This window comes from Hymenobacter siberiensis (assembly GCF_018967845.1).
In the GTDB taxonomy this organism is placed as follows: Bacteria; Bacteroidota; Bacteroidia; order Cytophagales; family Hymenobacteraceae; genus Hymenobacter; species Hymenobacter siberiensis.
In genome coordinates this window covers 2,531,443-2,553,186 of record NZ_JAHLZZ010000001.1, presented here as the reverse complement: position 1 = coordinate 2,553,186, position 21,744 = coordinate 2,531,443, and the positions used below count along the sequence as shown (strand labels likewise).

Here is a 21,744-nt window from a genome sequence, read left to right as displayed (position 1 = left end):
TTAAACGATAAAAACGTATATGCAAAATGCAGGCCATGCTGACAGCCGTCGAGCCTGCTTATTAATAACGCAAACAGCCGTCAATTAGTTAATTGACGGCTGCTAACATGCTGTACAATTGCTTACTCAGCTTCCGCTGGCAATACCGTTTCGCCCGAATACAGGCGGGCTTTGCCAGGCAGCGTTTTGTGGCGCTCCTTACCCAGGGCGGCGCTGGGCTCGGGCACCCAGTGGTGGCGGCCGCCGGCCTTTTCGTCCTCAAACACGGTGGGCGCGGTGCCGGCGGCGGTGCGCTCCTTCCAGGTGAGGTGCTGGGTGCCATCGTCGGTGCGCTCCATGGTAATGCACTGCTCAACGGGGCACACCAGCGAGCACAGGTTGCAGCCCACGCAGTTTTCCTCGATGATTTCGGGTACGCGGGTACCCGCATTGAGCTTAATAGCCTGATGGGCACCGTCTTCGCAGGCCGTGTAGCACAGCTGGCAGCCAATGCACTTATCCTCGTTGATGTTGGCCGTCACCTTGTACTTCATGTTCAGGTCTTCCCAGTGCAGCACGTTAGGCAGGGCCTTGCCCACCATATCGTAAATGGTATTGAAGCCCTTCTCCACCATGTACTGCTCCAGCCCCGAGGTCATTTCCCGAATGATGCCGAAGCCGTAGTGCATGGCCGCCGTGCATACCTGCACGCTGCTGGCGCCCAGCAGAATATGCTCTACCGCATCGCGCCAGGTTTCGATGCCGCCAATGCCCGAAATGGGCAGCTTGATATCGGGGTGCTGGGCGCAGTTTTTCACCATGTTCAGGGCAATGGGCTTCACGGCCGGGCCGCAGTAGCCGCCGTTGCTGCCCTTGCCGTCCACAATCGGGTACGGAGCAAACTGGTCAAGGTCAACGCCCACAATGCTTTGAATGGTGTTGATGAGCGAAATGGCATCGGCCCCGCCGCGCCGGGCGGCCATGGCCGGCTCAGTGATGTCGGAGATATTTGGGGTGAGCTTCACGATGACGGGCTTAGTGGCCACTTCCATCACCCACTCCACAATCATCTGCAGAATCTTGGGCTCCTGCCCTACTGCCGAGCCCATGCCGCGCTCGCACATGCCGTGCGGGCAGCCAAAGTTCAGCTCGAAGCCGTCGGCGCCCGCGTCCTGGCTCTGGCGCACGATGTCGTGCCACTCCTGCCGCGTCTGCACCATGAGCGAGGCGATGACGGCGTGGTTGGGGAAGCGCTTTTTCACTTCCTCAATCTCGCGCAGGTTGTGCGAAAGCGGCCGGTCCGAAATCAGCTCGATGTTATTGAAGCCGATGAGGCGCTTGTCGCGGTAGTTCAGCCCGCCGTAGCGGCTCGAAACGTTCACGACGGGCACACCCAGCGTTTTCCAAACCGCACCGCCCCAGCCGGCATCAAACGCCTTCATGATTTGGTAGCCGGAATTGGTAGGCGGGGCCGAAGCCAGCCAGAAAGGATTCGGCGATTTAATGCCGGCGAAGTTTATGGAGAGGTCAGGCATGGATTGAATAGGCTAATAGAACGTCATGCCGAGCGCAGCCGAGGCCTCTCGCGTGCTTCGTTGCAAGGACTTGATTACTGCTGCACGCGAGAGGCCTCGGCTGCGCTCGGCATGACGCCCTTTTATGTTCGAAGAAAAATTACTTGCTCAGGTAAGCGTGAATACCCCGCGCCGTGAGCTTCGCCTCGGCCGCCGCGTTCACTACTTCGGCGCCGCCATTCCAGGCATCGCCGGAGGCGAAATACTTCGGGTTCGACGTCTGGCCGGTGTGGGCATTGGCGATGATGCGGCCCTTACCATCCAGTTTCAGGCCGGGAATCAGGCCCAAGAACTCCGTCTGCTTAGCCTGACCGGTGGCTTTAATCACCATGTCGCAGGGTTCCACAAACTCAGAGCCGGCAATTTCCAACACCTTGCCATCACTGGTTTCGGTGCGAATAAATTTCACGCCCGCCACGTAGCCGTTGCCCGTAATTTCGATTGGAGCCACGTTGAACAAACCTTTCACCCCCACGCCTTTGGCCAGGTCGTACTCGAACTCGTAAGCCCCCATTTCCTCCTTGGCACGGCGGTAGGCCAGCAGCACCGTTTCTGCACCCAAACGCGACGATTCCGAAGCGGCATCCATGGCAGTGTTGCCGCCACCCAACACAATCACCTTGCGGCCCACCGCAACTTCGTGATGGTGCTGGCGCAATTCAGCGATAAATTCAACGGCACCCGTACAATTGATTTTATCCTCACCGGGCAAACCTAATTCGTTGGTTTTACCAAGGCCAATTCCGAGAAAAACAGCATCGTATTTCTGCTCCAGCTTCTCCAGCTCATCACGCGATTTTATCGGCGAATTAAAGTGGGTATTGTAGCCGAATTGCGCCTGCAAATAAGCCATTTCAGCCAGCGTTTCTTCGTTGGTAATTTTATAGGGTGCGACACCGTATACCGTCAGGCCCGAAGGCTGCGCTTTGGCTTCAAAAACATCGACCGTGTAGCCTAGTGAACGCAATTCGCAAGCGGCAGATATACCAGCCGGGCCAGCTCCAATCACGGCCACTTTCTTCCCATTATCCGCGCCGGGACCGAACAGCTTTTCGCCGCTCTTAATCACCTTGGTAGTAGCGTAGCTCTGGAGGCGGCCAATCTCAATCGGCTTCACTTCCTGCAGGTTGTATACGCAGGCACCTTCGCACAGCACTTCCGTCGGGCACACTTTGCCGCAGGCATTACCGAAGTAGTTAGCCTCGTAAATGGTGCGCGCTGCGCCGGTATCATTACCCGAATTTATCTGGCGAATAAACTGTGGAATATCAATTCCCGACGGGCACGCTTTAATGCACGGCGCATCGAAGCAAAACAGGCAGCGGGAGCTTTCGTAAAGCGCCTCAGTACGGTTCATCACCGGCTTTAACTGCGCGAAATTTTCCGCGAATTCCTGCTCGGTGGTAGGGGTAAAAAATTCGGCCATATGGGCGGATAAATTCGAATATGAAGAAAATGGAACGTCATGCTGAGCGCAGTCGAAGCATCCCTACCGCTTCGTCCGGCTCCCCTCTCCTTTTCGGAGAGGGGCCGGGGGTGAGGCGAACTGTTGAACGATGCGAGCGAGGTGCTTCAACTGCGCTCAGCATGACGTTCTGGTATGCGGACGTAGCCTACAGCTCCACCAGTTTCTCGTAGGTTTCGGGGCGACGGTCGCGAAAAAACTGCCAGGTATTGCGCACTTCCTCAATCATATCGAGGTCGAATTCGGCGATGAGCAATTCGTCCTTGTACTCGTCGGCCTGCGCGATAATCTGGCCGCGCGGGTCCACGAAATAGCTGGTGCCGTAGAAGCGGCCCAGGTTCCAGGGCTTCTCCTCACCAACGCGGTTGATGCAGCCCATGAAATAGCCGTTGGCGGCCGCGTGGGCGGGTTGCTCCAGCTTCCAGAGGTACTGCGAGAGGCCTGCCACGGTGGCCGAGGGGTTGTACACGATTTCGGCCCCGTTCAGGCCCAGGATGCGGGCACCGTCAGGGAAGTGCCGGTCATAGCAGATATACACGCCCACTTTAGCGTATTTGGTCTGGAAAACGGGGTAGCCCAGATTGCCGGGCTTGAAGAAGAATTTCTCCCAGAAGCCGGTGGTGTGGGGAATGTGGTTTTTGCGGTATTTGCCTAGGTAGGTGCCATCGGCATCAATCACGGCGGCGGTGTTGTAGAGAAAACCGGCCTGCTCGCGCTCATACACGGGCACAATCATCACCATGTTGTATTTCTTGGCGTACTCAGCCATGCGGTCCGTCGTCGGGCCGGGCACCGATTCGGCCGAGGCGTACCAGGCTTTATCCTGGCCGGGGCAGAAATACGGGGTATTGAAAATTTCCTGCAAGCAGAGAATCTGCACGCCCTGGCGGCCGGCTTCCTCAATGAGCGGAATGTGCTTGGCTTCCATGGCCTGCATGATTTCGGCAATCGTGCCTTCGCCTTCGGTCATCGGCAGGCTCATCTGGATGAGGCCGGATTTGATTATTCTGGGCATCTGTGGGAGGGTTGAGTTTTGAGTTTTGACTGTTGAATTAGCCCGTCATTCCGAGCATTCTGCGCATTAAGCAGAGTCCGAGGAATCTCGCGTGCTTACACTAATCCATGACGTTGCTACGATTTGATTACTACCACACGCGAGACTCCTCGGACTCTGCTTAATGCGCAGAATGCGCAGAATGCTCGGAATGACGGGCTGATTATTTCGTTCTAAATATTTGTTTTGCCACGCTTGATGAACTGCCCGTAGCCTTTCGAAACTTTCGTTTCGCCAGCATCAACGGCTACTTTGCCGCGCAGCAAAACCGTGTCTATTTTACCGGTCAGCTCCCAGCCTTCGTAGCCGGAATAGTCGCAATTCATGTGGTGCGTTTCAGCCGAGATTTTATGCTTTTTATCAGAGTCAAAAATCACCAAATCTGCATCGGCTCCGATACTGATGGTGCCTTTGCGGGGAAACATGCCGAATATTTTGGCAGCGTTGGTGGAGGTAATTTCCACGAATTTCTGCGGCGTAATCCGACCCTTATTCACGCCTTCGGAAAACAGCAATTCCATGCGGTGCTCAATGGCGGGGTGGCCGTTTGGTATTTTTGAAAAGTCGTCCTTACCCATCAGCTTCTGCTCCCACGTAAAAGGGCAGTGGTCGGTGCCCACCACGTTCACGAGGCCCTGGTTGATGCCGGCCCAGAGGGTGGCCTGGTCCTTTTTCTCGCGTAGCGGCGGCGACATCACCCACTTCGCCCCATTGGCCTCGTCCTCATACAGCGAGGCGTCGAGCAGCAGATATTGGATGCAGGTTTCGACCAGCACGCGCTGGTTGCGCTCGGTGGCGCGGCGTACCTGGTTGAGGGCACCCTCGCAGGTGAGGTGCACGATATAGGCGTTCACGCCCGTGTAGTTGGCGATGTCGGCGAAGCGGCCCGATGCTTCGGCCTCCGTCACTTCGGGCTGCGAGAGGTAGTGGTAGAGCGGGGTGAGCTTGCCGGCCGCCCGGTGCTGGGCGATGAGCGTGTCAATCATGTCGCCGTTAGTGGCGTGGGCGGTCACGAGGCCGCCGTGCTTTTTCACTTCCTGCATCAGGCCCACCATCTGCGCGTCGTCAATCATGAGCGCGCCCTTGTAGGCCATGAAGGTCTTGAAAGAGGTGATGCCCTCGGCAATCATGTCCTTGATTTCCTCCTTGGTATCGGGGTTGAAATCCGTCACGGCCATGTGGAAGCTGTAGTCGCCCACGGCGTTCCCGGTGGCGCGGCCGCTCCACTCCTCGAAGGCCGAGCGCAGCGAGCTGCCCTGCTTTTGCAGAATGAAGTCGATGACGGTGGTGGTGCCGCCGTGCAGGGCGGCGCGGGTGCCGGTTTCGTAGGTATCGGACGAAAACGTGCCCATGAAGGGCATTTCCAGGTGCACGTGCGGGTCGATGCCGCCGGGCATGATGAGCTTGCCGGTGCAGTCAATCACCTCCGCCCCTTCAGCCGACAAATTGCGGCCAATGGAAACGATGATTTCGCCTTCAATCAGAATATCGCAGACGGCGTCCGAATCGGCGGTGACGACGCGGCCGTTTTTGAGGAGAATGGACATTGACTTTTGAATGTATTACTGGCGCGAGTTTAGCGAAGCGTAACTCGTGCCGATGATTCGGGCGAGGCTGTGCCTCGCATCAGAACGACGCTACCGGCGCGGTTCTGGATTATCAGTGTCGCGGCATCGGAACGACGCTACCGGCGCGGTTCCGAATTGCCGCTGGCGCGACAGTGGAGGCACAGCCTCCACCTCATGGCTGGGCACGAGTTACGCTTCGCTAAACTCGCGCCAGTGCTAATGCACGTACTTATCAGCGATGCTGAGGGCTTCCGAAATAATAGCCAACCCTTCGTCAATTTCCTCCTTGGTAATGGTGAGCGGGGGGCAGATAAAGATGTAGCTCCAGCGCACGAAGGTGTACATGCCCAGCTCGCGGATTTTGGCGGCTATCTGGTTCATGATGTCCATTTGGGCGGGCGTGGCGTTCCAGGGGGCCATGGGCTCCTTGGTGTCGCGGTTTTTCACCAGCTCGAGGCAGCCGAAGAGGCCGGTGTTGCGCCAGTCGCCGATGCTGGGGTGATGGCGCTTGAGCTGGGCTACTTGCTGGTCCATGTATTCACCCATCTCAATGGTGTTTTCGATGAGGTTGTCCGACTCATAAATATCGAGCACGGCCACGGCGGCAGCGCAGGAAACCGGGTGCGCCGAATACGTGAGGCCCAGCGGCAGGGGCTTGTCGTCGAAAGATTTGGCGATTTTCTCGTCCACCATCACCGCGCCCAGGGGCAGGTAGCCGGCGGTGATGCCCTTGGCCATGCACATCACATCGACTTTCACCCCGTGGTGGTCCGAGCCGAACCACTTGCCGGTGCGCCCGAAGCCCGACATCACTTCATCAGCAATGAGCAAAATGCCGTGCTTGTCGCAGATTTCGCGGATGCGCGTCCAGTAGCCCGGCGGGTACTTAATGCAGCCCGATGTGCCCGACTCGCCTTCCAGAATAATGGCCGCCACGCTGCCCGGGTTCTCGTAGCCGATAATGCGCTCCATGGCATCGGCGGCGCGCTGGGCGCACTGCTCAGGCGAGTCGGAGTACCAGGGGCAGCGGTAGGAATACGGGTTTTCGACGTGCACTACGCCCGGCATGGCCTGGCTATCCACGGCAAATTTGCGCGGGTCGCCGCCGGCGCTCATGGCCCCGTAGCTGGCCCCGTGAAACGACTGATACAGCGTCACAATCTTGTGGCGACCGGTGTACACCCGCGCCAGCTTGATGGCGTTTTCAATGGCCTCGGCCCCGCCCAGCGTGAAAAACGCTTTGGTGAGGTTGGGCGCGGTAATTTCGGCCAATTTCTTGCCCAAATCGCCGCGCGTTTTGGTAATCATGCCGGGATACACGTAGCTCAGCTCGCGCATCTGGGCGGCTACGGCTTCGGTCACGCGCTGGTCGCCGTGCCCGATGTTCACGTTCATGAGCTGGGCCGAGAAGTCGATATAGCGCTTGCCGTCGCGGTCGTACACGTACACGCCTTCGGCACGCTCGGCGTTGATGGGGTTCAGGCCCGTTTGCTTCGACCACGAGAAGAGCGTGTGGTCGAGGTTGTCGTGCAGGATTTGCGTGGGGTCGGGGGCGAGGGTGGTTTCCATTTTTCGTTGGTTCTATTTGAACGTCATGCCGAGCGCAGCCGAGGCATCTCGCGTGCTGTCGTTGTGGGCAATATCAGCCGCGCCAGGTTTGTAAATCTATCGGTCCCCAATTGGGATTAAGCGTATTGATTAGAAATTCCTTTTTGGCGCGGCTCCAGTTTTTGATTTGCTTTTCACGCGCAATTGCTTGGGTTGCATCAAGACTTATTTCAAACTAGATGAGCAAATTACACTGGTAGCGTCCCGTGAATTTGCCCCACTCCCCTAAGCCCTCACCATGCTCGTAAAGGCGGCGCTCCAGGTTGTTGGTAACGCCGGTATAGAGCACCGTCCGGGCCGGGTTGATGAGGATGTAAACGTAGAAGCTCATCTCATCAGGACGTCATGCCGAGCGCAGCCGAGGCATCTCGCTCGAAATCGTTGAACGGATTGGTTTACTGCTGCACGCGAGATGCCTCGGCTGCGCTCGGCATGACGTTGTTTTTTAGCTCATCCAGTTCACCCGCGACTCCGGGTTCCACTTCGTCGTGGTCTTCTTGAGCTGCGTCCAAAACTCAATCGAGCTCTTCCCGGTGATATCGCAAGCGCCAAATTTCGAGTCGCCCCAGCCCCCAAACGAAAACGGCTCCCTCGGCACGGGCACGCCGATGTTCACGCCAATCATGCCGGCCTGGGCGTGGTCCATTACGTAGCGGGCGCTGCTGCCGCTGCTGGTGAAAACGGCGGCGGCGTTGCCGTAGGGGTTGGCGTTTTCGATGGCCAGGGCCTCGTCCAGCGTGTTGGTGCGCATGATGGCGAGGACCGGGCCGAAGACTTCTTCCTGGGCGATGCGCATGTCGGGCGTCACATAGTCGATGACGGTGGCACCCACGTAGTAGCCGTCTTCGTGGCCGGGCACTACGGCGTTGCGGCCGTCGAGCAGGACTTTGGCGCCGGCGGCTTCGGCTTCGGCGATGTGCTGTTCGATGCGTTCCTTGGCTTCTTTGCTGATGACCGAGCCGAGGTTCTGGCCGGCCACAATCTTGCGGGCTTCTTCCACGATTTTAGCCACGATGCCATCAATCGCCCCCACGCCTACCATGGTGGAGCCGGCCATGCAGCGCTGGCCCGCGCAACCCGACATGCTGGCGGCCACGTTCGAGGCCGTCATTTCGGGGTGGGCGTCGGGCAACACCATCAGGTGGTTTTTGGCGCCGCCTAGGGCTACGCAGCGCTTCAGGTTGCTGGTGGCGCGGATGTAGACGACTTTGGCGATTTTGGTGGAGCCTACGAAGCTCACGGCCTGGATATCGGGGTGGTCGCAGATGGCTTCCACGATTTCCTTGTCGCCGTTCACTACGTTCAGCACGCCGTCGGGCAGGCCGGCTTCTTTCAGCAGCTCGGCGATTTTTACGGCGCTCAGGGGCACTTGCTCCGAGGGCTTCAGAATCATGGTATTGCCGAGGACCAGGGCGTTCGGAATGGTCCAGTGGGGGACCATGTTGGGGAAATTGAACGGGGCGATGCTGGCCACCACGCCCAGCGGCTTGCGCTCGGCGCGGGCTTCCACGCCCTTGCTCACTTCCAGGAATTCGCCCTGGATGAGCTGGGGCATGGAGCAGGCAAACTCAGTCAGCTCGATGGCTTTCTCGACTTCGGCGCGGGCCTCATCATAGGTCTTGCCGTTTTCCTCACGCACGAGGTCGGCCAGGGCTTTCATATCGCGCTCCAGCAGAGTTTTATAGCGATAAAAAATCTGAACCCGCTCCTTAATCGGGGTGGCCGACCACGAAGGAAAGGCGGCCTTGGCGGCCTGCACGGCGGCATCGAGCGCGGCGGCATTGCTGAGTGGCAACGTGGAAATCAACTGCCCGTTGAGGGGGCTGAATACGTCCATGGTGGGCGTAGAGGCACTTTCTACCGACTGGCCCGCCACATAGTTGCGAATGGCCGGATACTTCAATGTTTGAACTTCCATGTTACCTTAATGTTAAGCGGGGTGCAAGCTAAGGGTTTTGTGGGATATGGAGTAATTCCGCAATCGTTTCCGAAGAAATTATTTTCAAAGTAGCTCACATTCAGCCACCTATTTAACCCGGAAAATCCGCCTAAAGTAACCAGGCGCAGGAAGACCACCAATGGTAGCCTGCCTGCGCCTGAATATTTTAGCTGCTTCGGGAGTGATTATTTCACTTTATTTCCTCACCGTCCTTGTTGATAGTGAAGCTGCGGCCGGCTTGTTTCACGCGGGCCTGGCCGTTGGCAAAGTCAGTGGCCTGCTGATAGCGGCCGAAGGGTTTGGTGCCCTGGCCGGGGTCGGCGAGATAATCAGCGGTGATAAAGGTGTAACCATCAGGCAGCTTCACGCGGGCCAGGCCTTCGGCAAATGAGTACGCTTCTTTTAAGGCGATGGGCGGCGTATCGGGCTCGGTGGGGCCGCTGATGTAGTGCCAGCCCCGGTGGTCGAGCACGGCGGCGCGGCCTTCGGCGAAGTCGAGGGCGTTAAAATAATAATGGTCGAATTCCTGGCCGTCTTCGTCGATGAAAGTGTAGGCATCGCCCACCCGGGCGCGGGCGTAGCCGCCGACGTAGGGATTGAGGGCGTCGTAGGCGGCGGGAATTATCTCCTTGCCTTTTTCATCCACGAAGCCATACGCGCCGTCTTTCGCCACTACGGCCTGCCCTTTCTCAAATGGGCTGGCAGCCGTGAACTGGGCCGGAATTACCGGCTGGCCGCTGGCGTCGGCGTAGCCCCAGCGGCCGTTTTCCTGGAAGGGCACGGGCGGCGCGCTGCCCGCATGGCTCAGACCCCAGATGCCCAGGCCGAGCACGGCCACACCGGCCGCTGCCAACATGGCGCGGGGCTGGCTTTGCCCCCACTCCCACGCCTGCCGCAGCCGGGGCCGCAGTACTTCGGCGGCGGCATGCGCCTGGGTGCGCAGGTGCGCAAGGCGATTGGCAAGGGAAACGGCTGGCTGCCCCTCGGCCAATGATGGCCGCACAGCAGTCGCAGTTGGCAGAGCTGCCACGGGGGCCGCACCAACCGAAACCGGAGCTGCTGAAATGCCCGACGGAGCCGCGGCAATCGCCGGGGCAACCGGGGCATTCCGGCTCTCTACAACGTTCTCAGCGGCGGGCAGCGCAGCGGTAACGGGGACCGCGGCAGCAGGCGCTGGCGACACTGCGGCAGCAGGCGCAGCAGCTGCAGAGGCGCTGGCAATCGGACTGGCGTTCAACTGGCCGATTAGCTGACTGAGCTGCTGAATCTTGGCATCCAGCTCCTGGTTGCGGGCGGCCAGCTCGTCGCGGGATGCCTGCATTTCGGCTTCGAGGGCGGCTTTTTCACGGGTTTCGGCCCCGAGGCGTGACACGAGGGCCGTGGCCTTGGCCGCTACGGGAGGGGCCTGGGCCAGCTCGGTGCGAAGCTGGGCAATGCTGCGCTCGCGCTCGGCTTCGCGGGCTTCCAGGGCCTGAAGCTGGGTGCTGAGGTCGGCCTGCATTTGCTGGCGCAGCTGTTCGAGCTGCTGTTTTTCCTCATTGCGGGCGCTCAGGGTGGCGGTATAGCCGTAGGGTAGGTCATCGTCGGGCACGTCATTGGCCCCGAGCCAGCCCCAGAGGGCGCGCGCCTTCTGGCCCAGAAAGGTGCTGCCGCTGGTGGCCATCTGGGCCAGGTCTTGTGCCTGGGTGGCGCTGGCCGGCTCGCTGGCCATGCCTGCACTTTCGGGGGCGGCGGGCTTGGCCACGAAGGCGGCCCATTCGGCGGCCCACTCGGTTATATCAGCGGCCGTTAGGTTGATTTCAGGCGTACCTAAGTCGCGTAAAAGAACGGATACGTCGGCCGGGCTAGTGGCAATGCGGAACCCGGCCGGGGCTTCAGAGAGAGCGGCTTCTACGTCGGGGCCGAATTCAACCAGCGCATCAAAGAGCACGAGGCCGGAAACGCCATTCAAATCGGCCTGCCCGGGGGTGAAACGCGGCTGGAGCCAACCGGCCAGCGCCGCTTTCTGCTCCCGAAACTGCTCGAAAGGATTGTCGAAATCATCGGGACCGGAGAGGGCCACGCCATTGAGCTGCCAGCGGCCGTAGCCTAGCGCGGGAATGCTGAGCCGGCCGCCACGGGGCGCAAATACCAGCACGGTGATGCTGTGCGGGCGCACCACCACGGCATCGAGCGGGGCGGTGCCGTCGGCTAGCACCAGGTTGCCCAGCAGCAGGGTATCGGGGCCGGGGCTGGCTAGCAGCGTGGCTTGCAGGGCTGCAAACTGCCCGGCGCGGACCACATCAATAAAAGGAGAAGCGAGAAAACAATGAACCATGAAATACTGAAATGGGCGGCTGGCCGCTAGTCGTCGCCGTGGCCGTGGCCTTTGCCATGGTGCTTTTTGTGCTTCTTAAACTTTATTTTTCCGGAGCCTTCCTCGTTATCCGAGCCAAATAGCTGGTCTAATAGCGAAGGAGCCGCTTCGGGCACCGCACGGGTGCTGCCAGCGGAGGCCGGAGCCGAGGCGGAGCCCAAAGACAGCGCGCCGTTGGCGGCGGTGCGCATGACTACGGGGCGGCCGCGCAGGTCGCAGCCCTGGCCCTCGCGCAGCTCGGTGCGCTGGCCGGTGGGGCTCACCACGAAGCCGTCTTTGGTGACGGTAGCGCCGGTGGGCAGGTGGGCGTCGCGGGTCATGGGGCGGGGCTGGCCGTTGCGCACCACCTGCATCTGGCCGTTGCGGCGCTGGAAGCCGTCGTTGTTGGGCGTTTGCTGGGCGTGCGCCGGCCCGTGTAGTGCCAGCAGGCTGGTAGTGGCCCAGCAAAGCCGGAAGATGCGCGAAAACATAAGCGAAGTACCCTGAATGGACGAAGCCGCACGGCCCGGAGGCCGGCGGCAGGCCGTATACGTCAAATACGAAGCCAGGCTGCTTCGGGCACCAATATTCTGCACGGGGCTACTGCCCTGGCGAAGCTAGCCGCACTGGTTTCGGGCTGTTACTGAGGGCGCAACAGCACGCGGGCGGGCGCGCCGTCGCTGTCCACAATTTTCAGCGGCAGGCACAGCATCTCGTAATCGCCAGGCGCGATGTGCTGCAAAGCCAACCCCTCAATCACGCAAATTCCGGCATCAAGCAGGGCGTGGTGGGCATCGGCTTTGCCTACGGACAGGTAGTCGACCCCCACGCAAACCACGCCCGCATCGCGCAGAAAAGCGGCCGCATCGCCGTCCAGCGCTACAAAATCGGGCTGAAAAGGCATGGCGTTCCACTCCGAATCCGACATGCGGGTGCGGAACAGCAGGCGGGCTCCGGGCTCAATTTCCAAGTGCTGCACTTCGGCCAGGCTGATGCTTTTGGGGTTGGTGATGGCTACGACGCGGGCCGGGCCCATCAGGCGGGCCAGGTCCAGCGTGGTGCTGTCGCCGGCGTGGGCGGTGAAGTGCAGCGGCGCATCGACGTGGGTGCCAGTGTGGGCGCTCATCGACACTTCGGTGACGTTGGCCGCCGCGCCGGTGGCAATGCTGAGCGTTTTTTTGACGTGGACAGGGGCGTTATCGGGCCAGTGCACCATGCCGTCGTGGATGGGCGTAGTGGCGTCGAGCCAGGGGAAAGGGATAGGCATAATTGGATGTGGAATTGTGTGAAAGTGAAGGAACAAGACCGTCATGCTTCGCTGCGCTCTGCATGACGGTCTTTCTGTTTCGGCTCCCCCCTTCTTCGACTACACCCCGCTTCTCGGCTGCAACAGCTTCGCAATCAGCCCAGTCCAGCCCGTTTGGTGGCTGGCTCCGAGGCCGTGGCCGTTCTCGCCGTTAAAGTATTCGTGAAACCAGAGGTAGTCGCGGAAATTCGGGTCGTTTTGCAGCTGCTTGTCGTCGCCGAAGCAGGTGCGGCGGCCGGTTTCGGGGTCGCGCAGGAAGAGCTGGGTGAGGCGCTGGGTGAGGGCGTCGGCTACTTCGAGCAGGGTAACGGTCTGGCCGGAATTGGTGGGGTATTCCACCTTGAAATCATCGCCGTAGTAGTGGTGGAAGCGTTGCAGCGACTCGATGAGCAGGAAGTTCATGGGCATCCACACGGGGCCGCGCCAGTTGCTGTTGCCCCCAAAGAGGCTGGTCTGCGACTCGGCCGGCTCGTAGTCGACGGTGAACCGGGTTTCGGTGCCCCGGAAGATATATGGGTGGTCCAGATGGTAGCGCGACAGGCTGCGGATGCCGTAGGGCGAGAGGAATTCGGCCTCATCCAACATTCTGGCTAATAACCGCTTCACGCGGTGGCCGCGCAACAGCGAAAGCAGGTGGCGGGCTCCCTTACCGGGCTCCTGCCAGCGCGACACCAGCGAAGCCAGCACGGGCCGGTTATCGAGAAACCAGTTCATGCGGGCCAGAAACTCCGGTGCGCCGGCCAGCAAATCCTCGTCAATCACCTCCACGGCAAAAAGCGGAATCAGGCCCACCAGGCTGCGCACTTTCAGTAGCTCATGGCCGCGGTCGGGCGTGTTCAAGGCATCGTAGTAAAACTCGTCTTCGTCGTCCCAGAGGTCCATATGCTCGTTGGCCACGTTGGTCATGGCCTCGGCGATGTACAGGAAATGCTCGAAGAACTTGCTGGCCAAGTCCTGGTACACCGGGTTGGTCTGGCTGAGCTGCAGGGCGATGCGCATCATATTGAGCGCGTACATGGCCACCCAGGCGGTGCCGTCGGCCTGCTCCAGGAAGCCGCCGAAGGGCAGCGGGGCCGAGCGGTCGAACACCCCAATATTATCCAGCCCCAGAAAGCCGCCCTCGAAAATATTGCGTCCGTCGCGGTCCTTGCGGTTCACCCACCAGGTAAAATTGATGAGCAGGCGGTGGAAGATGGTTTCCAGAAACTTCACGTCGCCGTGGCCGCCGTGGGCTTTCTGGTCCATTTTGAACACGCGCCAGGTGGCGTAGGCGTGCACGGGCGGGTTCACGTCGCTCAGCTTCCACTCGTAGGCGGGCAGCTGGCCGTTGGGGTGCATGTACCAGTCGCGGCACAGCAGCAGCAGCTGGTCCTTGGCAAATTGCGCATCGAGCTGGGCCAGCGGCAGGCAGTGAAAGGCCAGGTCCCAGGCCGCGTACCAGGGGTATTCCCAGGTATCGGGCATCGAGATGACGTGCTGGTTGTTGAGGTGCGTCCAGCCGGTGCCGTTGCGGCCGTCGAGGCGCTCCGGCGGCGGGGGCGGCAGGGCGGGGTCGCCGGCCAGCCAGCGGGCCACGTCGTAATAATAGAACTGCTTGCTCCAGAGCATGCCGGCGAAGGCCTGGCGCTGCACCAGGCGGGCATCGGCGCTGGCCAGGTCGCATTGCAGGGCCTGGTAAAACTGGTCGGCTTCGGCCAGGCGCAGCTTCAGGGTCTGGTCGAAATCGGCGAAGGGATTTTGCAGCTCCGGGGCGGCCAGGCGCAGGCGCACCAGGCGGGTAGCGCCCGGTGCTATGGCCAGCTCGTAGTGGGCGGCGGCTTTGGTGCCGGTGCGGGCGGGGTTCACGGCGTTGGTCTGGCCGTGGAGCAGGTAATCATTGATGCCATCCTTGAAAAAAAGCTCGTTGGAAGGCGCGTTGTAGAGGCGGCCGTTGTTGGTGGCATTTTCGCAGAAAAGCAGGCTGGGCGCTTCGTCGCAGTAAAGGATGAATGCGCCCAAATCGCGGTGCTCGGCGTGGATGTTGTTGTCGGGCGTGGCGGCCAGGTGGGGCCGGTAAGCGTCTTCGCCCCAGGCCCATGTATTGCGAAACCAGAGCTGCGGCAGCAGGTGCAGCTTCGCCTCGGCCGGGCCGCGGTTGATAATGGTGAGCTGAATGAGCACGTCCTCGGCATCGGCCTTGGCGAATTCCACGAACACGTCGAAGTAGCAATTTTCGAGGAAAATGGCGGTGTCCATCAGCTCGAATTCCGGCTTGCTGCGGTCGCGGCGGGCGTTTTCCTGCACCAGCCACTCGTAGGGGAAAGCGTGCTGCGGGTACTTATACAGCATGCGCTGGTAGGAGTGCGTGGGCGTGGCATCGAGGTAGTAATAGACCTCTTTCACGTCTTCGCCGTGGTTGCCCTCCGGCCCGCTCAGCCCAAACAGGCGCTCTTTCAGTATCGCATCCTGCCCGTTCCAGAGGCCCAGGCCGAAGCAGAGGCGCTGCTCGTCGTCGCAGAAACCCGCCAGGGCTTCTTCGCCCCAGCGGTAGGCACGGCTGCGGGCCTGGTCGTGGGTGGTGAAGTCCCAGGCGTCGCCGTTGGCGCTGTAGTCTTCGCGCACGGTGCCCCACTGCCGGTCGGCCACGTAGGGGCCAAACCTGCGCCAGGGCTTGGTGCCGGCGTTGGCTTCGGCGAGGCGGGTTTGTTCGGGGTTCATGTTTGAAGGGTTGAGTTTTGAATGTTGATGGTTGAATTGAGGTTTGAACGGTGCCTGAAGGCTCATTCAACCCTCAAAACTTCCTCAACCGCCCTCCGTGAACCCCGGGTACAGGGTCATGCCGCCGTCCATAAAAATGGTTTGGCCGGTGATGTAGTCGGCTTCGTCCGAAGCCAGCCAGGCGGCGAGGTTGCCCACGTCGTCGGGGTCGCCCACGCGGTTGTAGGGGATGAGGGTGAGCAGGGCTTTTTCCTCCTCGGGGGTATCGCGGGCCGTGAGGTTGATGGGCGTGGCAATGGCGCCCGGCCCGATGCTGTTGGCCCGGATTTTATGCGGGGCCAGCTCCTGGGCCACGCTTTTCATGAGCTGCATAATGCCGCCCTTGCTGGCCGCGTAGTTCACGTGCCCGGCCCACGGAATGACTTCGTGCACCGAGCTCATGCAGATGATTTTGCCGGCCGCTTTCGAAATTTCGGGCTGCACGCCGCGCCGGATAAACTCGCGGGCGGCCTCGCGCAAGCACAGGAACTGGCCGGTCAGGTTCACGTCAATCACCTTCTGCCACTGGGCCAGGGTCATGTCGATGAAAGCCGAATCCTGCTGAATACCGGAATTGGCCACCACAATATGAATGGTGCCGAAGTGCTCGATGGCCTGCTTGAACATGGCCTGCACCTCGGCTTCCTGGCTCACGTCGGCCTTGATGGCCAGGGCCGTACCGCCGGCTGCCTCGATGGCGGCCACGGTAGAATTGGCCCCTTCCTGGTTGTGGGCATAGTTCACCACTACCTTGGCACCGTGGGCGGCCAGGCCCTTGGCCACGGCCACGCCAATGCCGGAACTGGCCCCCGTGACGAGGGCAATTTGATTGGCGAGACGCCGGGGGTCGGGAGTGGCCATGCGGAAAAAGGGGTTGGTGGGGAGAGGATTGAAAAGGCAATGCTACTGGCGCAACCTGTGCTTTCTATGAGGATAGCCGGGCTGCCGAAGAGTTCACCATTGGCATACGCGCCCCATCCGGCGGGGTTTATTCTGCATAAAAACAGCCCGGCCGCCGCAAAGGCAACCGGGCTGTGGTGTGGCACTACTTGGCAACCGGGCTATTTCTTTACCTCGGTGCCGTCGGCGTTGAAAAGCACGTCGCGGTGCTTGCCGTTCTGGGTCACTTCTGCTTCGTAGGTAGTGGTGCCGGTAGCGGCAGTCACGACTTTGGCGGCTTCCGTGATTTTGGCGGTTTTGTAGTTCATCGCCAGGGATTTTTGCACCGGGGCGGGCAATTGGGCCTCGGGCATTTCCGTCTCGGTTTCCATGAGCACGCCGGCGGCGGTGATGACGGCCGACATCTCGGCTTTGCCCATGTCGAAACCGGCTTCGTAGTCGGCTCCCTCCTTCTCCCACTTCACGGCTTTCACGGTGGGGAAGACTTTTTTGAACGTGGCGGTGGCGGCGGCCGGCACCTGCGCGGCAGCCACTTTCTGGGCCTGGGCGGCACCGGCGGTAAGCACGGCCATGGCAAGAGTTAAAAATCCATTTTTCAATGGTTTGCAGAAGGGTTTTGGTGAATAAGCTTCTATCCAAACTTACACAGCCATTCTGGGACTATTCTGTAGCCACCAAACTGATTTCAGCATTTTGCGGCAGGGCTTCGGCGCCCGGTTTCAGCACCACGCGCAGGGTATGGCAGGTGCCTTCCTCCGCCACCGAATACGTAACCCCAAAGCCGTAGTAGCCGCATATTTGCTGCACAATGCTCAGGCCCAGGCCCGGCGACTCAGAAGCAGCGTTGTGCTTGCGGAAACGCTCGAAGAACCGGGCCGGGTCGCCCTCCACGGTCGGGCCGGAGTTGGTCACTTTCAACTCAGTGTTCGACAGGTAAACGGCCAGCTGGCCGCCGCGCACGTTGTGCTTCACGGCATTCTGCAACAGGTTTTGCAGCAGGGAATCGGCCAGGCCGGGGTGCATCTGCACCACCACGGGCACGCTGCTATCGAGGCCGTAGTGCAGCTTGCGGGCTTCAAAAAGGGGTTCGAGCTGGGCCATTTTCTCGGCCAGCAGCTGGTCGAGGCGCACGGGCTGAGCCTGGGCAAACTGCCGGTTTTCGATTTTACTGAGCAGGCTCAGGGCCTGGTGCAGGCGCGAGAGGCGCAGCGTAGCCCCGTAAAGGTCGGCCACGAGCGGCGCCACGGCGGGGTCTTCGGCCAGGGCGGGCACTTGCAGCAGCTGCTCCAGCTGGGCCTGCATGATGGCCAGGGGCGTCTGGGTTTCGTGGGCGGCATTGGCCGTGAACTCCCGCAGGCTCTCATAATCAGCCACCAGGCGCTGACTAAAGCCGTTCAACGCCTGGTTGAGCTCAGCAAATTCAGCCACCGGGGGCGCGGGCAGCGCCAGGGGCCGGTGCTGCTGCAAGTCGTACTGGCGCAGGGCCGCCAGCGTATGCCGGAAGGGCGCCCAGAGCCGGGCCGACAGCCACCGGTTCAGCGCCACCATTCCGCCAAGCAGCAGGGCCAGCACGCTCAGCATCAGGGCCGATACGACGCCCAGCAAGTCTTCGGCCTCCACCAGCGACTTGCGCAACGATACCCACACCGGCCCCTCGCCGCGCACCGTGAGCGGAAACGTGAGCTGCCGGTGCGGCACCAGCACATTCTCGGTCCGGTCGAGCAGTATCGTATCGCGGAAGCCCAGCGGGCGGGGCATGCGGCTGATGTCGAGCAGCACGGCCAGCTGGTCCACGGGCGGCAGTTCGTTGGCGCGGGCTTTGGCCAGCAGCTCCTGGCGGCGGTCGGCCAGCTGCTCGCCCACCTCCGTGCGCAGCGCCCAGTTGATGCCGTAGTACAGGCCCAGGCTGCCCCCCACAAACACAAGCAGAGCCAGTAACAAGTAGTAGCGCGTAGTGGCGTTGAGGAGATTCATGCGAAGAAGCGAGGGAACGGGGGTAGAACGGGCCACTCTCCTCCTTACCAAGGAGGGAATATTTTCATCGTCGGCTACTCGTGGCTCAGCTTGTAGCCCACGCCGTACATGGTGCGGATATAATTGTCGGCCCCTTTTTCCTGGAGCTTTTTGCGCAGGTTTTTGAGGTGGGTGTAGATGAAGTCGAACGAGTCGGCCGCGTCCACGGCATCGCCGCAGAGGTGCTCGGCAATGGCTTCCTTAGTGAGCACCCGGCCGGGGTTGGCGAGCAGGTACAGCAGCAAGTCGTACTCCTTGCGGGTGAGGGTGATGAGCTCGCCGCGCACGTGCACTTCGGCCAGCTCGGGCAGCACCAGCAGGTCGCGGAACACGATTTGCTGCTGGCCGTTGAACTGGCGGCGACGGATAATAGCCCGCACCCGAGCATTGAGCTCGGAAAGGTGAAATGGCTTGATGAGGTAGTCGTCGGCCCCGAGGTCGAGGCCCGCGATTTTGTCGTCGAGCGCATCGCGGGCCGTGATGATGAGCACGCCGGTCGGCGAGCCCCCGGCTTTGAGGGCGCGGAGCAGGTCGAGCCCGGAGCCATCGGGCAGGGTCAGGTCGAGCAGGATGCAATCATACTGATAGAGCATGATTCTTTCGTGGGCCTGGGCGTAGTCGGCCGCGGCTTCGGCCAGGTAGCCCGCCTGCTTCAGCGAGGCCAGCAGGGCCGTGCGCAGGGCCGCTTCGTCTTCAACAAGGAGAATTTTCATGAGCTGGGGGCCAAAGGAATGACGGCCTGGCCGCGAAGGAAGGGCCAAAGTTTGTATATCTTCTGTGAGGTTGTCCGTATGAGGGGCTTTAGCCCGGCAAGTGGCCGATTTTCTTCAGAATTGCCCCGCAGCTTTGTGGCGCTTATCATCCTCCCCCGTCTGTTGTTTGCTCGTTTTTCCTGCCTGATGTGGTGCCTGGCCCTGAGTGGCCTGCCAACGCTGTTTGCCGGCGCGGCCCGTGCCGAGACCGGCCCGGCCGTGCTCGCCCCCCCGCCGGCCGTGCTCGCCCCCCCGCCGGCCGTGCCCGCCGTGCCCGCCAGCCCCCGCCGCCTCGATGAGTTCCTGCTGGTGGCCCGCCAAAGCAGCCCGCTGTTGCACGAAACCGCCAACCAGGTGCGCCAGAACCGCCTCGACAGCCTCGTGCGGGCCCGCCAGAACGGCGTGCAGGTAGGCGGCATTGGCTCGGCGCTCTACTATCCTTCGATTACCAACAGCCAGGGCGAAAGCGTGCTGGGCTACGACAACGCCATTTCCAACGGCGGCAACTACGCGGCCTTCGCCCAAGCCGTCAAGCCCATCCTCAACCGCTTCCAGCTCCAGAACGACTACCAACTGATTGCCAACCAGGGCCAGTTGCTGCGCAATACCGGCCGCCTCTCGGCCCTGGATTTGCGCCGCAACATCACCGACCAGTTCCTGACGGCCTACGCCGCCGAAACCCAGCTCCGCTTCAGTCGCACGCTGCTCACCCAGCTGCGCCGGCAGGATGAGATGCTGCGCCAGCTGGTGAACGGCGGCATTTTCAAGCAAACGCAGTACCTGAGCTTCTACCTTTCGGTGCGCACCCAGGAGGTGACCGTGGAGCAGAACCTGCTGGCCTACCGCCGCGAGCTGGGCACCCTGCGCGCCCTGGCCGGCGTGGCCGACACGGCTTTTGTCACCATTGAAGCGCCGAACCCACCCACCCACCGCCCGCTGGCCGGCCTGCTGGCCCCTGCCCAGCGCCAATACACGCTCGATAGCCTGCGCCTGCTGCTCGACCGCCGCGCCGTGGATGCCAACTACCGCCCCAAAGTGAGTGCCGTGGTGGATGCGGGCCTGCAATCTTCGTCGTACCTGCCGGTGGCGCTGGCCCATAGCCTGGGCATCGGGGGTGGCCTGCAGCTGAGTGTGCCCATTTTCGATGGCCACCAGCGCCAGCTGCAATACCAGCGCATCGAGCTGAGCGAGCGCAGCCGCAGCGGCTATCGCCAGTTCATCACGGTGCAGCGGCGGCAGCAGTACGAGCAGCTCGAAGGCCTGATTCGGGCGTCGGACGCGCTGCTGGGCCGCATTCGGGAGCAGCTGCGGGTGGCCGATGCGCTGGTGGGGGCCGCCCGCCAGCAGCTGGCCACGGGCGACGTGGCCATCCTGGACTACCTCAACCTAGTGACCAGCTACCGAACCTTACAGTTTAGCCTGACGCAGGCCCAGACCGACCAATTAAGGAGCCGGTTCGCGCTCGATTACCTGGCCGAGCAGTAGTAGCGTGGACTCTGCGAGTCCACGCTACATTATTTTACTCCATGAACCTTCTTCGATTTCTCCTGCTCCTCCCCTTCCTCGCGGCCTGCGGCTCGAAAGACCCGGCCGGCGCCGGCGACGCCCCACCCGCCGACGGTAGAGATGAGCCCGCCGTGAAGCCCCGAGCGCTGGTTACCATTGGCACCATTCAGACGGATACGCTGACGGACGTATTGCGCCTGAGCGCCGTATCGGCCTTTCCGGCCAAGGATGCGCTGCGGGCCACCACCACCGGCTACGTGCTACCGCCTACGCCCGTGGTGGGCCAGCTAGTGCGCGCCGGCCAAACGGTGTTCACCATCCAAACCAAGGAATCGCGAACCCTGCATCTGGATAAGCTTACTGGCGACCCGCGCCTGAAATTCAGTGGCATTATTCCGATAAAATCGGGGCGAGCGGGCATCCTGGCCACCGTGGATAAGCTGGCCGGCGACTACGTGCAGGACGGCGAGCAGCTCGGCCTCACGTACGACCGCAGTCGTTTCGGGTTTATTCTCGATGTGCCCGTTACCCAGCTGCGCTACGTGCATACCGGCCAGAGCTGCCGCATTTTCCTGCCCGATGGCCGCATCCTGAACGGCCGCGTGGCCGAGGTGCTGGCCACCGCCGACGTGAGCATTCAGACCCAGCGCTACACCATTCGCCCGGTGGGCACCTTTCCGGATTTGCCCGAAAACCTGGCCGTGCAGGTTGAAATCGATAAGGCCGCGCCGCACCTGGCCAGCACCCTGCCGCGCGGTGCCGTACTCACCGACGAAACGCAAACCAAGTTTTGGGTGATGAGGCTACTCAATGATTCGACGGCCGTGAAAGTGCCGGTGAAAGTGGGCGCGCAGGAAAAAGACCACATCGAAATCAGGTCGCCTGCTTTTAATCCGAAGGACAAAATTCTGCTCAGCGGCAACTTTGGGCTGGATGATACGGCGGCTGTGAAGGTGACGCGGCCAGTGGCGGCAGAGCAGGAGTAAGCAAAAGAACGTCATGCTGAGCG

General features: G+C 61.2%; 17 protein-coding genes. 2 read left to right on the top strand and 15 right to left on the bottom strand.

The features are described from left to right. Window positions 1-122 precede the first annotated feature (122 nt). The 15 genes from preA to KQ661_RS10935 all read right to left on the bottom strand — a co-directional run bounded on the left by preA (window position 123) and on the right by KQ661_RS10935 (window position 19,190). Window positions 123-1,514: an NAD-dependent dihydropyrimidine dehydrogenase subunit PreA gene (preA, locus tag KQ661_RS11005; protein ID WP_216680665.1), complete on the bottom strand. Its 1,392-nt coding sequence runs from the start codon at window positions 1,512-1,514 to the stop codon at window positions 123-125. Between the two features lie 139 nt (window positions 1,515-1,653). After that, window positions 1,654-2,979, bottom strand: coding sequence for an FAD-dependent oxidoreductase (locus tag KQ661_RS11000; protein ID WP_216680664.1), 1,326 nt, complete (start codon window positions 2,977-2,979; stop codon window positions 1,654-1,656). A gap of 187 nt (window positions 2,980-3,166) precedes the next feature. Beyond that, window positions 3,167-4,033, bottom strand: coding sequence for a nitrilase-related carbon-nitrogen hydrolase (locus KQ661_RS10995; RefSeq protein WP_226915522.1), 867 nt, complete (start codon window positions 4,031-4,033; stop codon window positions 3,167-3,169). 212 nt (window positions 4,034-4,245) lie between these two features. After that, window positions 4,246-5,619, bottom strand: a complete 1,374-nt coding sequence (gene hydA, locus KQ661_RS10990; RefSeq protein ID WP_216680663.1) for a dihydropyrimidinase — start codon at window positions 5,617-5,619, stop codon at window positions 4,246-4,248. Between the two features lie 237 nt (window positions 5,620-5,856). After that, window positions 5,857-7,209: an aminotransferase class III-fold pyridoxal phosphate-dependent enzyme gene (locus KQ661_RS10985; RefSeq protein WP_216686424.1), complete on the bottom strand. Its 1,353-nt coding sequence runs from the start codon at window positions 7,207-7,209 to the stop codon at window positions 5,857-5,859. Between the two features lie 214 nt (window positions 7,210-7,423). After that, entirely contained in the window at window positions 7,424-7,579 is a 156-nt protein-coding gene (locus KQ661_RS22850; RefSeq protein ID WP_317196094.1) for a GIY-YIG nuclease family protein, read from the bottom strand. 114 nt (window positions 7,580-7,693) lie between these two features. Continuing rightward, a complete protein-coding gene (locus KQ661_RS10975; protein WP_235726962.1) occupies window positions 7,694-9,166 on the bottom strand; it encodes a CoA-acylating methylmalonate-semialdehyde dehydrogenase in 1,473 nt (490 codons plus the stop codon). Between the two features lie 211 nt (window positions 9,167-9,377). After that, window positions 9,378-11,504, bottom strand: coding sequence for a WG repeat-containing protein (locus KQ661_RS10970; RefSeq protein ID WP_216686423.1), 2,127 nt, complete (start codon window positions 11,502-11,504; stop codon window positions 9,378-9,380). Between the two features lie 26 nt (window positions 11,505-11,530). Further along, window positions 11,531-12,013 carry a DUF6799 domain-containing protein gene (locus tag KQ661_RS10965; RefSeq protein WP_216680660.1) on the bottom strand — a complete coding sequence of 161 codons (483 nt, stop codon included), beginning with the start codon at window positions 12,011-12,013 and terminating at the stop codon, window positions 11,531-11,533. Between the two features lie 149 nt (window positions 12,014-12,162). After that, the gene (locus tag KQ661_RS10960; protein ID WP_216680659.1) at window positions 12,163-12,789 is read right to left on the bottom strand and encodes a cyclase family protein; all 627 of its coding nucleotides are present in this window, start codon (window positions 12,787-12,789) and stop codon (window positions 12,163-12,165) included. A gap of 99 nt (window positions 12,790-12,888) precedes the next feature. After that, window positions 12,889-15,525, bottom strand: a complete 2,637-nt coding sequence (locus KQ661_RS10955) for an MGH1-like glycoside hydrolase domain-containing protein (protein ID WP_216680658.1) — start codon at window positions 15,523-15,525, stop codon at window positions 12,889-12,891. Window positions 15,526-15,609: 84 nt separating this feature from the next. Continuing rightward, on the bottom strand, window positions 15,610-16,425 hold the full coding sequence (locus KQ661_RS10950) for an SDR family oxidoreductase (RefSeq protein ID WP_216680657.1): 816 nt from the start codon (window positions 16,423-16,425) through the stop codon (window positions 15,610-15,612). Window positions 16,426-16,625: 200 nt separating this feature from the next. Next, a complete protein-coding gene (locus tag KQ661_RS10945; RefSeq protein ID WP_216680656.1) occupies window positions 16,626-17,036 on the bottom strand; it encodes a PepSY-like domain-containing protein in 411 nt (136 codons plus the stop codon). A gap of 88 nt (window positions 17,037-17,124) precedes the next feature. Then, entirely contained in the window at window positions 17,125-18,438 is a 1,314-nt protein-coding gene (locus KQ661_RS10940; protein ID WP_216686422.1) for a sensor histidine kinase, read from the bottom strand. 74 nt (window positions 18,439-18,512) lie between these two features. Further along, window positions 18,513-19,190 (bottom strand): response regulator transcription factor, encoded by a 678-nt coding sequence (locus KQ661_RS10935; RefSeq protein ID WP_216680654.1) that lies wholly within the window; start codon window positions 19,188-19,190, stop codon window positions 18,513-18,515. A 120-nt stretch (window positions 19,191-19,310) separates the two neighbouring features. Between KQ661_RS10935 and KQ661_RS10930 the strand changes: the two genes are divergently transcribed. Then, window positions 19,311-20,714 (top strand): TolC family protein, encoded by a 1,404-nt coding sequence (locus tag KQ661_RS10930; protein WP_216686421.1) that lies wholly within the window; start codon window positions 19,311-19,313, stop codon window positions 20,712-20,714. 41 nt (window positions 20,715-20,755) lie between these two features. After that, complete coding sequence (locus KQ661_RS10925) at window positions 20,756-21,721, top strand: efflux RND transporter periplasmic adaptor subunit (protein ID WP_216686420.1); 966 nt, start codon at window positions 20,756-20,758, stop codon at window positions 21,719-21,721. The last annotated feature ends 23 nt before the right edge of the window (window positions 21,722-21,744 follow it).

What these genes read in the sequence shown, in the direction of transcription:
- preA (WP_216680665.1), bottom strand. Translation starts at nt 1,514, where the DNA reads ATGCCTGACCTCTCCATAAACTTCGCCGGCATTAAATCGCCGAATCCT.
- KQ661_RS11000 (WP_216680664.1), bottom strand. Translation starts at nt 2,979, where the DNA reads ATGGCCGAATTTTTTACCCCTACCACCGAGCAGGAATTCGCGGAAAAT.
- KQ661_RS10995 (WP_226915522.1), bottom strand. Translation starts at nt 4,033, where the DNA reads ATGCCCAGAATAATCAAATCCGGCCTCATCCAGATGAGCCTGCCGATG.
- hydA (WP_216680663.1), bottom strand. Translation starts at nt 5,619, where the DNA reads ATGTCCATTCTCCTCAAAAACGGCCGCGTCGTCACCGCCGATTCGGAC.
- KQ661_RS10985 (WP_216686424.1), bottom strand. Translation starts at nt 7,209, where the DNA reads ATGGAAACCACCCTCGCCCCCGACCCCACGCAAATCCTGCACGACAAC.
- KQ661_RS22850 (WP_317196094.1), bottom strand. Translation starts at nt 7,579, where the DNA reads ATGAGCTTCTACGTTTACATCCTCATCAACCCGGCCCGGACGGTGCTC.
- KQ661_RS10975 (WP_235726962.1), bottom strand. Translation starts at nt 9,166, where the DNA reads ATGGAAGTTCAAACATTGAAGTATCCGGCCATTCGCAACTATGTGGCG.
- KQ661_RS10970 (WP_216686423.1), bottom strand. Translation starts at nt 11,504, where the DNA reads ATGGTTCATTGTTTTCTCGCTTCTCCTTTTATTGATGTGGTCCGCGCC.
- KQ661_RS10965 (WP_216680660.1), bottom strand. Translation starts at nt 12,013, where the DNA reads ATGTTTTCGCGCATCTTCCGGCTTTGCTGGGCCACTACCAGCCTGCTG.
- KQ661_RS10960 (WP_216680659.1), bottom strand. Translation starts at nt 12,789, where the DNA reads ATGCCTATCCCTTTCCCCTGGCTCGACGCCACTACGCCCATCCACGAC.
- KQ661_RS10955 (WP_216680658.1), bottom strand. Translation starts at nt 15,525, where the DNA reads ATGAACCCCGAACAAACCCGCCTCGCCGAAGCCAACGCCGGCACCAAG.
- KQ661_RS10950 (WP_216680657.1), bottom strand. Translation starts at nt 16,425, where the DNA reads ATGGCCACTCCCGACCCCCGGCGTCTCGCCAATCAAATTGCCCTCGTC.
- KQ661_RS10945 (WP_216680656.1), bottom strand. Translation starts at nt 17,036, where the DNA reads ATGGCCGTGCTTACCGCCGGTGCCGCCCAGGCCCAGAAAGTGGCTGCC.
- KQ661_RS10940 (WP_216686422.1), bottom strand. Translation starts at nt 18,438, where the DNA reads ATGAATCTCCTCAACGCCACTACGCGCTACTACTTGTTACTGGCTCTG.
- KQ661_RS10935 (WP_216680654.1), bottom strand. Translation starts at nt 19,190, where the DNA reads ATGAAAATTCTCCTTGTTGAAGACGAAGCGGCCCTGCGCACGGCCCTG.
- KQ661_RS10925 (WP_216686420.1), top strand. Translation starts at nt 20,756, where the DNA reads ATGAACCTTCTTCGATTTCTCCTGCTCCTCCCCTTCCTCGCGGCCTGC.